This window comes from Aeromonas sp. HMWF017 (genome assembly GCF_003061465.1).
GTDB lineage: Bacteria > Pseudomonadota > Gammaproteobacteria > Enterobacterales > Aeromonadaceae > Aeromonas > Aeromonas veronii.
Map to the genome: position 1 here is coordinate 26,830 of NZ_QAJD01000039.1, position 10,459 is coordinate 37,288.

A 10,459-nucleotide genomic window follows, 5' to 3' on the forward strand; every position below is an offset into this window, starting at 1 on the left:
GCGATGAGTTTCAAGCAACTTCTTGAAAATATGGAACACCACTTCGAACCGGGTGGAAAGTACGCCAAGTACTATGCCCTGTTCGAAGCGGCGTACACCCTGTTCTACACCCCGGGTAGCGTTACCCGCAACGCCTCCCACGTTCGTGATGCGCTCGATCTGAAGCGCATGATGATCATGGTGTGGCTGGCCGTGTTCCCGGCCATGTTCTGGGGCATGTACAACGTTGGTAACCAAGCAATTGCCGCCATTGCCCACATGGGCTCGGCTGCTGGTGCCAGCAGCTGGCAATATGCCCTGGCTACCATGCTGGGCGCCTCCCTCGATCCGGCTGTTGCCGGTATCGGCAGCAAGATGCTGATTGGCGCCACCCACTTCTTCCCAATCTATATCACCGTCTTCTTTGTCGGTGGTTTCTGGGAAGTGCTGTTCGCCATGGTGCGCAAACACGAGATCAACGAAGGCTTCTTCGTGACCTCCATCCTGTTTGCCCTGATCGTGCCGCCCGAGCTGCCCCTGTGGCAAGCTGCGCTGGGTATCACCTTCGGTGTGGTGATGGCCAAAGAGGTGTTCGGTGGTACCGGCAAGAACTTCCTGAACCCGGCGCTGGCTGGTCGTGCGTTCCTGTTCTTCGCCTACCCGGGCCAGATCTCCGGTGACGCCGTGTGGGTTGCCGTTGACGGCTTCTCCGGCGCGACTGCCCTGAGCCAGTGGGCCCAAGGCGGCCAGATGGCGCTGATCAACGGTGCAACCGGCCAGGCTATCAGCTGGATGGACGCTTTCCTGGGTAACCTGCCGGGTTCCATCGGTGAAGTCTCTACCCTGATGATCCTGCTGGGTGCCGCCATGATCGTCTACATGCGCATCGCCTCCTGGCGTATCATCGCCGGCGTGATGATCGGTATGATCGCCACCTCCCTGCTGTTCAACGTCATCGGTTCCGATACCAACCCCATGTTCAACATGCCGTGGCACTGGCATCTGGTACTGGGTGGCTTCGCCTTCGGTATGGCCTTCATGGCGACCGACCCTGTCTCCGCAGCCTTTACCAACAAAGGCAAGTGGTGGTATGGCGCCCTGATCGGCGTAATGGTCGTGCTGGTTCGCGTGGTCAACCCTGCGTTCCCGGAAGGCATGATGCTGGCCATTCTGTTTGCGAACCTGTTTGCTCCCCTGTTTGACCACTTCGTCGCTCAGGCAAACATCAAGCGGAGGATTGCTCGTGGCGTTTAATAAAGATTCAACCCTCGGCACCGTCAGCGTGGTCACCGGCCTGTGTCTGGCCTGTTCCATCGTGGTATCCGTTGCCGCTGTGGGCCTGCGTTCTACCCAGCAGGAAAACAAGGCGCTGGACAAGCAGAGCAACATTCTCGCCGTAGCCGGTGTGGATGTAAGCGAAGTGGCCAAGCGCGACCTGGCCAAACTGTATGGCGAGAAGATCGAAGCGCGTCTGGTGGATCTGGCAACCGGTGACTTTGTTGACGGCGATGCCGACAACTTCGACACCAAGCTGGCAGCCAAAGATCCGGCCCGCAGCATCCGTCTTGCCGCAGCTGACGACAAGGCCAGCCTGCGTCAGATCTCCAAGCAGATCCCGGTATTCTTCGCCAAGGATGCCGAAGGCAAGATCGACAGCATCATCCTGCCCATCTATGGTCAGGGTCTGTGGTCGACCATGTATGCCTTCGTCGCCGTTGCCGCTGATGGCCAAACTATCAAAGGCATCACCTACTACGACCACGGTGAAACCCCGGGTCTGGGTGGCGAGATCGAAAACCCGGCCTGGCAGGCGCTGTTCAAGGACAAGAAACTGTTCGACCAGAATGGCATGCCGGCGCTGCGCGTCATCAAGGGCCATGCTCCGGCGGGCTCCGAGCACGAGATCGATGGTCTCTCCGGTGCCACTCTGACCGGTAACGGCGTACAGCATACCTTCGACTTCTGGATGGGTCCCAAGGGCTTCGGTCCTTTCCTGGCCAAGGTTCGTGCAGGAGAAATCAACAATGGCTGACAAGAGCGAAATGAAGAAGTTGCTGTTGACGCCTGTGCTGGGCAACAACCCCATCGCCTTGCAGGTGCTGGGTGTCTGTTCTGCACTGGCGGTTACCAGCCAGATGAAAACTGCGTTTGTAATGACCCTCGCGGTCATGGCGGTCACCGCCTTCTCAAACCTGTTCATCTCCCTGATCCGCAACCAGATCCCGAACAGCGTCCGGATCATCGTGCAGATGGCGATCATCGCCTCACTGGTTATCGTGGTTGACCAGGTGCTCAAGGCGTATGCCTATGACATCTCCAAGCAACTGTCGGTCTTCGTGGGTCTGATCATCACCAACTGTATCGTAATGGGCCGCGCTGAAGCGTACGCCATGAAGAGTGCCCCGCTGCCCTCCTTCCTGGATGGTATCGGCAACGGTCTGGGCTATGGTGCCATTCTGCTGAGTGTCGCGACCGTGCGTGAACTGCTGGGCTCCGGCACCTGGTTCGGCATCGAGCTGCTGCCGCTGGTGAACAACGGTGGCTGGTATGTGCCCAACGGCCTGCTGCTGCTGCCGCCGAGTGCATTCTTCATCATTGGTCTGATCATTTGGGGCGTACGCACCAAGGATCCCAAGCAGGTGGAGGCGAAGGATTAAGGTATGGAACACTATCTGAGTCTGTTGATTAAATCGATCTTCATCGAAAACCTGGCACTCTCCTTCTTCCTGGGGATGTGTACCTTCCTGGCGGTGTCCAAGAAGGTAAAGACCTCCATGGGTCTGGGTATTGCCGTTATTGTGGTGCAGACCATCGCGGTTCCTGCCAACAACCTGATCTACAACTACGTGCTTAAAGATGGCGCTCTGGTATCCGGTCTGGATCTGAGCTTCCTGAGCTTCATCACCTTCATCGGTGTGATTGCAGCACTGGTACAGATCCTGGAGATGGCGCTGGACAAGTACTTCCCGGCACTCTACAACGCGCTGGGTATCTTCCTGCCGCTCATCACCGTGAACTGCGCCATCTTCGGTGGCGTCTCCTTCATGGTGCAGCGTGACTACAACTTCATGGAGTCTGTGGTCTACGGTGTGGGTTCAGGGGCAGGCTGGATGCTGGCGATCGTTGCGCTGGCTGGTATCCGCGAGAAGATGAAGTACTCCGATGTTCCGGAAGGCCTGCGCGGTCTGGGCATCACCTTCATCACCGCCGGTCTGATGGCGCTGGGCTTCATGTCCTTCTCTGGTATCTCCCTGTAATCGGCTTTCCTGCAATCAGAAAGGAACGATAGATGGAAATTATTTTGGGTGTGGTCATGTTTACCGTGATCCTGCTGGCACTGGTGGCAGTCATTCTGTTCGCCAAGTCCAAGCTGGTGACCGCGGGCGACGTGACAATCAGCATCAATGGTGACCCGGCCAAGGCTGTGACCAGCCCGGCCGGTGGCAAGCTGCTCGGCGTGCTGGCTGGCAGCGGTATCTTCGTCTCCTCCGCCTGTGGCGGCGGTGGCTCCTGCGGCCAGTGCAAGGTACGGGTGAAATCCGGTGGCGGCGACATTCTGCCGACCGAAATGGATCACATCAGCAAGGGCGAAGCCCGTCATGGCGAGCGTCTGGCCTGTCAGGTTACCGTTCGCTCCGACATGGATATCGAACTGCCGGAAGAGATCTTCGGGGTGAAGAAGTGGGAATGTACTGTTATCTCCAACGATAACAAGGCCACCTTCATCAAGGAGCTCAAGCTGCAGATCCCCGATGGCGAGAGCGTACCGTTCCGCGCCGGTGGTTATATCCAGATTGAAGCCCCGGCTCACCACGTGCACTACAAGAACTTCGATATTCCCGAGGAGTATCGCGGTGACTGGGATCGCTTCAAGATTTTTGAGCTGGAGTCCAAGGTCGATGAGCCGATCATCCGTGCCTACTCCATGGCCAACTATCCGGAAGAGTTCGGCATCATCATGCTGAACGTGCGTATCGCGACCCCGCCGCCCAGCAACTGGACTGCCCCTCCGGGACAGATGTCCTCCTACATCTTCAGCCTGAAGGCTGGCGACAAAGTGACTATCTCCGGTCCGTTCGGTGAGTTCTTCGCCAAGGACACCGATGCCGAAATGGTATTCATCGGTGGTGGTGCAGGTATGGCGCCGATGCGTTCCCATATCTTCGACCAGCTGCGTCGCCTGAAGTCCAAGCGCAAGATGAGCTTCTGGTACGGTGCCCGTTCCAAGCGCGAAATGTTCTATGTCGAAGACTTTGACATGCTCGCCGCCGAGAACGAGAACTTCACCTGGAACGTCGCGCTGTCTGATCCGCAACCGGAAGACAACTGGGACGGCTACACCGGCTTCATCCACAACGTGCTCTACGAGAACTATCTCAAGAACCACGAAGCACCGGAAGATTGCGAGTTCTACATGTGTGGACCTCCGGTGATGAACGCTGCCGTCATCAACATGCTCAAAGACTTGGGCGTTGAAGACGAAAACATCCTGTTGGATGACTTTGGTGGTTAATCCATGCACAGTGTTGTAAAGACCTGGCTAGCCTTCGGGCTAGCCTTTTTCTTGACTGGGTGCGGTCAGGAGACGGTCCAATCCAAGCCGGAGATCCACATCACCGGTAGCACCATGGGCACTTACTACTCCATCAAGGTGGCGGACAGCGCCATCAGCGATCCGGCCAAGCTTCAAGCTGAGGTGGATGTCTTGCTGGAGCGGGTCAACGACCAGATGTCGACCTATCGCCCCGATTCCGAACTGTCGCGCTTCAACCAGAGCCGTGACAACAAACCGGTAGTGGTCTCCCGCGATACCGCACGGGTCGTCACAGAGGCCATTCACATTGGCCGTGAGAGCCAGGGGGCGCTGGACGTCACCGTTGGCCCCTTGGTCAATCTGTGGGGCTTTGGCCCGGACAAGAAGCCGACCAAGGTCCCCTCCGACGAGCTGATCACCCAGACTCGCCAGAAGACCGGTCTGGGCAACCTGCACGTCATCACCTCGGTGGATGCCGATACCCTGCAAAAAGACATTCCGGATCTCTACGTCGATCTCTCTGCCATCGCCAAGGGCTTTGGTGTGGACAAGGTAGCCGAGTATCTGGAGTCACTGGGTGCGCGCAACTATCTGGTGGAGATTGGCGGCGAGCTGCGGATCAATGGCGTCAACGGCAAGGGTCACCCCTGGCGCGTGGCCATCGAGAAGCCAACCGCAGGCACCGGCACGGTGCAAGAGGTGATCGTGCCCGGTGATAACGGGGTGGCTACCTCCGGCGATTACCGCAACTACTATGAACTGGATGGTCAGCGCTTCTCCCACACCATAGATCCGCGCAGCGGCAAGCCGATCCAGCACCGTCTGGTATCGGTCACCGTGATCCACCCTTCCTGCATGACCGCAGACGGGTTGGCCACCGTGTTTATGGTGATGGGGACCGAGAAGAGCCTGGCCTATGCCAACGAGCGCGGCCTGGCGATCTTCGTGATCACCAAGACGGACAACGGCTTTGAAGAGGCTTACTCCGATGCCTTCAAACCCTATCTGGTCAAGAAGTAAGAGGTAGAGATGCAGATTTTTCTGATCACCTTCGGGGTATTCATGCTGGTGATAGCCGCCATGGCTATCGGTTACATCTTCCAGAAGAAGACCATCTCCGGCTCCTGCGGCGGTCTGGGTAGCGTCGGCATCGAGAAAGAGTGCGATTGCCCGGAACCCTGCGACAACCGCAAGAAGAAGATGGCCAAGGAAGAGGCCCGTCGCAAGATGCTGGAAGAGAACCGCATCATCTGATGACTCTGATTTTTCGATAAACAAAAGCGCGCCCCCGGCGCGCTTTTTACTGGTCGTTATCTTGCGTTAACGGTCAGGGCTGACGTTCGATATAGAGGATCACCTCGCCAAGATGGATACCGAACTTGCTGATCTCGGCACGATTGATCAGACGCTCTTCGTCCAGCAGGTACATCCAGTCATCGAAGCTCACCCGCACCACCTCGCCATCCGGTAGCGCCAGATCGAGCTGATAACGCCAGTTGAGGGCGAACCCTTCGCTTTTACCCACCGCCTCTCCCACCACATCGGAAGCAGTACCTCGCCAGTGACCGTCAACCCCCTTGCTCAGATACCAGGTACGGGTCTGCTGGCGGCCATCGTCAAAGTAGAACTGCTCGAACAGCTCTCCCTTGCCATCCTTCCAACGACCCACCATCTCGACCCGAAAGCGACTGGTCACTTCGCCGCTGCGGTCGGTTACCAAGCCGTGAGCCACTAATTTACCGTTGAAGAAACGGGCGAGATCCCAGTTTGGCCCCTGCCCTCGATAGTCATCGAGACTGGCACCACAGCCGCTCAGCAGCAAAAAAGGGAGCAACAGCAACCAGCGGTATGCACGATAGAAAGACATCAGAGACTCCATGTTCAGAGTTGGCCACGCAGGCGGCGGGTCAGGGCGGGATCGCGGCTGTTGTCAGCCAGCCAGATGGCGAGAAAAGCGGCCGAGAATTGCGGATCGGCCAGAGTCCCGAGGGACTTCTCCTGCAACCAGAAGTGGCCTGCCCCGCCCTTGTCGACATAGAAGGTGAGCTTGTCGCCTGCCTGCACATCGGGCCAGAGTGCAGCGAGCTGGCCGAGCCAGCGCTGACGTTCAGCGTCGGAGCCAAGACCGAGTCGCTGCCACTCGGCGGCAGTGGCGCTCAGCAGATCTTGCCGCTCGATGGCTCTGGCATAGGTGAGGGTCAGGGCTTGCGGATAGTGACCGGGCTGATAGTGCCCGCTTTCACTGTAGAGGGTGGCATCGTAGAGCTTGAACCAGAGCCAGTTCATCTCCCCCTGCCCGACCGGGTGCAGCTGCTGCCAGGGGGCGGCAGAAGCCTGCACCGCGGTGGCAGCAAAGAGCGTAAACGCCAGCAGTAGCGGGTTAATTCCACCCCATATGCCAGTGGTTGGGGTCTTCGAGTTCATGCCAGTCCATCTCCTGTTCCTGCAGGGTGTTGATATCCTGCATCACCACCTGCACCAGCTGCCCCTGCGCATCCCGCTGGCAGGCAACCACCAGATAGAAGCGATCAGTCAGCTCATGCTGGCTCTCTTTGGTCCATTTGGAAAAAAGCAACGAGTCGGTCGAAAAGGTGTTTGTCATGACTCACCCTCCAGCTTGACCATTACCCACAGGAGTACGGGTAACCACCACATCCAGATCACTGCCAGCAGCGCCGTGCTGATCCAGATGCCCCAGGGTAAGTTTACTGCCCCCATGGCGGCCCCCGCCACATAGGAGGAGGCACCGCCAAACACGCCAAACAGTGCCTGCTGCCAGCGAGGCAGACGCAGCAGCCAGCGCATACCGTGGCCCAGCGTAAGGGCAAAACCGAGCCAGAGCAGCACCAGCCAGAGGGGAAAACCGGACGGGAACCGGAACAGGCCGAGCTGCCAGAGCAGCACATCCAGCAGACAGCCAGCAACCGCGATGGGGAGCAGCCGCCAGTCACGCAGGCGGCTGGGTGAGAAGATAAAGTGCAGCAGCAACATTGCCAGCAGCGGGCCCGGCTGCTGCCACTTCACCGCCAGCAACCAGTAGAGGTTGAATCCCAGCAGGTGAGCCCACTGCCACATGGTCAGTGACCGCTTACTGGCACATCACCCGACCAGCCAGCAGGCCCTGGCTTGGCGGCCTCCAACTGCACCAGACTGATGGTGCGCTCCCAGAATCCCCCCTCGCAATAGGCGAAGTAGAAGTGCCACAACCGGATGAAATCCTGGCTGTAACCGAGCTTGGGCAGCTCGGGCGCCAACGCCAGAAAGCGCTCGCACCAGTGAGCCAGGGTGCGGGCATAGTGATGACCGTGATCGTGCAACCGCACCAGCTGCATGTCAGTCTCCCGCGCCAGCAACCCCGCCATCTGGGAGACGCTCGGCAGGCAGCCACCGGGGAAGATGTAACGCTGGATAAAATCGACTCCGCGCAAGTATTGGGCATGGCGCTGATCGGCGATGGTGATGGCCTGAATGAGCAGACGGCCACTGGGTTTGAGCAGCCGTGACAACTGGCGGAAATAGTCGGGCAGAAAGGCGTGCCCTACCGCCTCGATCATCTCGATGGAGACCAGCTTGTCATAGGTCCCCTCCAGCTTGCGGTAATCCTCCAGCAGCAAGGTGATGCGATCCCCCAGCCCCTCCCGCGCAATCCACTCCTTGGCGTAGTCATGCTGGGCCCGGGAGATAGTCGTGGTGGTCACCCGGCAGCCATAGTGGCGGGCGGCATAGACAGCAAGGCCACCCCAGCCGGTGCCGATCTCCAGCAGATGATCGTCAGGCACCAGCTCCAGCCGCTCGCAGATGGTGCGCAACTTGGCCTGCTGCCCCTCTTCCAGAGTGGCCTCGGCGCTCGGATAGATGGCGCTCGAGTACTGCATATGGCTGTCGAGAAACCCCTGATAGAGGGTATTGCCGAGATCGTAGTGGGCGGCGATGTTGGAGCGCGAACCGGTCAAGGTATTGCGGTTGAGCCAGTGGCGCACCTTGTTGAACGGGAAACTGAGCCAGCCGAGGCGCCGCTCGAGGGAGTCGAGCAGGGTCAGATTGCGGGCCAGCAGCCGCACCAGCGCCACCGGATCCGGGCTGGTCCAGAGTCCCTCCACCCAGGTTTCTCCGGCGGCAATGCTGCCCCCCAGCAACAGGCGACGATAGAAGGTCGGATCCTGCACCACCAGTTCGGCATGCAGATCGGTACCCGCGACGCCAAAGCTGTGGCGCTCACCGCCATCCCGCAGCAGCAGCTGGCCATGTTCGAGGCGACCCAGCAGATTGAGCAGCAGTTGTCTTGCCCCCTTGTCGATGAAAGAGGCAGAGAGGGTTGATTGAGCAAGTTCCATTAGCGGCTCTCCGGATGGGTAAAAATCGGGGTTCGTTTGATAAATAGACGCAGGGCCTGCCAGTAGATCCCGAGCAGCACCTTCATGGTCATCCATGGCCAGCGGGCCAGCAGGGCCACCAGCCCCTTGCGCGACAAGGGTTCGCGAGTGAGCGCCAGAGTGGCGTCAAACAGCTTGGCTTCACCGGATACGGGATGACTTTCGATATGGATCAGGGTCTCCTGCACGGGCGGCCTGATCCGCCAGTGATAACTCATTGCCAGCCCCATAAAGGGGGAGACGTGAAAATCCTTGTCATGGGGTGCCAGCGCCGCCAGATCCAGCAGGTAGTAGTGACGCTCGTTCCAGGGGGTGTTCGACACCTCTGCCAGCAGATAGCGCGCCTCGCCCTGCCGGTAGCAGAAGTAGAAGTTGACCGGGCTGAAGTAGAAGCCCAGACAGCGCACATTGCCGAGCAGCAGTACCCGCCCATCGGGCTCGGCATCGCCACCCAGCTCGCTCACCTTCTGCCACACCGCCTGCTTGAGGCTTCCCTCACTCCCCTTGAGATAGTCATGGCGGTGAAACGAGAGCAGCCCAGCCCGCTCCACCCCGAACCAGCGCCCCTGATCGAGCTGTGGCAGCTCGTCGAGATCCAGTCCCAGCATAAAAAGGCTGTAGGAGAAGGCGTGAGCCCGCGGTGCAAAACGGCGGTGGCGCACCGAGCCCTGCCAGATGGCGCTGGTGACGCCAGCCAGTTCGTCTGTACGCTCATGTTCGGTGGCCACGGTGGCGCCGTTCATAGCTCGGCTCCGAAGCGCCTGGCGACATCCAGCGCGCTGCGCACCCCATCCTCGTGGAAGCCGTTGTACCAGTAGGCGCCACAAAAATGGGTGTGCTGCTGGCCGCAGATCTCCGCGCGCCGCTGCTGAGCGGCGATGGAGGCCTGATTGAACACCGGATGGTGGTAGACGAAGCGGCGCAGTACCTTGCTCTCATCCACCTTGCCCTTGGGGTTGAGGCTGACGCAGAAGGGCTCCGGCGAGTTCACCCCCTGCAGGATGTTCATGTTGTAGCTCACCAGCGGCCGCGCCTCGTCATTGCCATCGAGCTGATAGTTCCAGCTGGCCCATGCCTTGCGGCGGGTGGGCAGGCAGCGAGCATCGGTATGGAGCCAGACATCGTTGGCCTGATAGGGCATGTCGCCGAGAATAGCCTGCTCCCGCTCGCCGGGATCTGCCAGCAGCGCCAGCGCCTGATCGCTGTGGCAGGCGAAGATCACCTCGTCAAACCGCTCCTCACCGTAACTGCTCTGGATCACCACGCCGTCCGCGTCCCGCCGTACGCTCTGCACCGGACAGGCGAGGCGGATCTGCGACTGCCAACCCGCGGTAAGGGGGCCGATATATTCCCGCGAGCCACCCGGGATCACGTACCACTGAGGGCGATTGGCCACATCCAGCAGGCCATGGTTGGCAAAAAAGCGCAGGAAGAAGCCAAGGGGGAAGGCGCGCATATCGGCCAGGGTCGATGACCAGATCGCCGCTCCCATCGGCAAGATGTAGTGGCGGGCGAAGTAGTCGCTAACCTCCCCCGCCAGCAAAAAATCCCCCAGGGTCAGCTCGGGCCCCGT

At 59.5% G+C, this 10,459-nt stretch carries 14 protein-coding genes; 7 read left to right on the forward strand and 7 right to left on the reverse strand.

Annotated elements, in window-relative coordinates; translation table 11 throughout:
• The first annotated feature begins 3 nt into the window (after window positions 1–3).
• Genes DBR30_RS03110 through nqrM form a run of 7 tightly spaced genes read left to right on the forward strand, consistent with a single transcriptional unit; the run spans window position 4 to window position 5,767 of the window.
• Window positions 4–1,233: an NADH:ubiquinone reductase (Na(+)-transporting) subunit B gene (locus DBR30_RS03110; protein WP_005338642.1), complete on the forward strand. Its 1,230-nt coding sequence runs from the start codon at window positions 4–6 to the stop codon at window positions 1,231–1,233.
• Window positions 1,223–2,011, forward strand: coding sequence for a Na(+)-translocating NADH-quinone reductase subunit C (locus DBR30_RS03115; RefSeq protein WP_005349682.1), 789 nt, complete (start codon window positions 1,223–1,225; stop codon window positions 2,009–2,011). The genes DBR30_RS03110 and DBR30_RS03115 overlap by 11 nt, the downstream gene beginning before the upstream one ends.
• Window positions 2,004–2,636: an NADH:ubiquinone reductase (Na(+)-transporting) subunit D gene (locus tag DBR30_RS03120; RefSeq protein ID WP_005338644.1), complete on the forward strand. Its 633-nt coding sequence runs from the start codon at window positions 2,004–2,006 to the stop codon at window positions 2,634–2,636. The genes DBR30_RS03115 and DBR30_RS03120 overlap by 8 nt, the downstream gene beginning before the upstream one ends.
• 3 nt (window positions 2,637–2,639) lie before the next feature.
• Complete coding sequence (nqrE, locus tag DBR30_RS03125) at window positions 2,640–3,236, forward strand: NADH:ubiquinone reductase (Na(+)-transporting) subunit E (RefSeq protein ID WP_005338645.1); 597 nt, start codon at window positions 2,640–2,642, stop codon at window positions 3,234–3,236.
• Between the two features lie 32 nt (window positions 3,237–3,268).
• Complete coding sequence (nqrF, locus tag DBR30_RS03130) at window positions 3,269–4,492, forward strand: NADH:ubiquinone reductase (Na(+)-transporting) subunit F (protein ID WP_108541720.1); 1,224 nt, start codon at window positions 3,269–3,271, stop codon at window positions 4,490–4,492.
• A gap of 3 nt (window positions 4,493–4,495) precedes the next feature.
• On the forward strand, window positions 4,496–5,533 hold the full coding sequence (locus tag DBR30_RS03135) for an FAD:protein FMN transferase ApbE (protein ID WP_005338666.1): 1,038 nt from the start codon (window positions 4,496–4,498) through the stop codon (window positions 5,531–5,533).
• A gap of 9 nt (window positions 5,534–5,542) precedes the next feature.
• On the forward strand, window positions 5,543–5,767 hold the full coding sequence (nqrM, locus tag DBR30_RS03140; protein WP_005338668.1) for a (Na+)-NQR maturation NqrM: 225 nt from the start codon (window positions 5,543–5,545) through the stop codon (window positions 5,765–5,767).
• Between the two features lie 73 nt (window positions 5,768–5,840).
• On the opposite strand, the gene DBR30_RS03145 is transcribed toward nqrM, so the two are convergent.
• The 7 genes from DBR30_RS03145 to DBR30_RS03175 form a co-directional block, all read right to left on the reverse strand.
• Complete coding sequence (locus DBR30_RS03145; RefSeq protein ID WP_021230326.1) at window positions 5,841–6,380, reverse strand: DUF3833 domain-containing protein; 540 nt, start codon at window positions 6,378–6,380, stop codon at window positions 5,841–5,843.
• Between the two features lie 14 nt (window positions 6,381–6,394).
• Window positions 6,395–6,937: a chalcone isomerase family protein gene (locus tag DBR30_RS03150; RefSeq protein ID WP_181363476.1), complete on the reverse strand. Its 543-nt coding sequence runs from the start codon at window positions 6,935–6,937 to the stop codon at window positions 6,395–6,397.
• Window positions 6,894–7,115, reverse strand: coding sequence for a TIGR02450 family Trp-rich protein (locus DBR30_RS03155; RefSeq protein ID WP_005338671.1), 222 nt, complete (start codon window positions 7,113–7,115; stop codon window positions 6,894–6,896). Before DBR30_RS03155 ends, DBR30_RS03150 begins: the two co-directional genes overlap by 44 nt.
• Window positions 7,112–7,588, reverse strand: a complete 477-nt coding sequence (locus DBR30_RS03160) for a DUF2878 domain-containing protein (protein ID WP_108542616.1) — start codon at window positions 7,586–7,588, stop codon at window positions 7,112–7,114. Before DBR30_RS03160 ends, DBR30_RS03155 begins: the two co-directional genes overlap by 4 nt.
• Before the next feature lie 2 nt (window positions 7,589–7,590).
• Window positions 7,591–8,847 carry an SAM-dependent methyltransferase gene (locus DBR30_RS03165; protein ID WP_108542615.1) on the reverse strand — a complete coding sequence of 419 codons (1,257 nt, stop codon included), beginning with the start codon at window positions 8,845–8,847 and terminating at the stop codon, window positions 7,591–7,593.
• Window positions 8,847–9,629 (reverse strand): DUF1365 domain-containing protein, encoded by a 783-nt coding sequence (locus DBR30_RS03170; RefSeq protein ID WP_108542614.1) that lies wholly within the window; start codon window positions 9,627–9,629, stop codon window positions 8,847–8,849. Before DBR30_RS03170 ends, DBR30_RS03165 begins: the two co-directional genes overlap by 1 nt.
• Window positions 9,626–10,459: NAD(P)/FAD-dependent oxidoreductase (locus DBR30_RS03175; RefSeq protein ID WP_108588185.1), on the reverse strand; the 834-nt coding region annotated here is incomplete at its 5' end. The genes DBR30_RS03175 and DBR30_RS03170, both read right to left, overlap by 4 nt.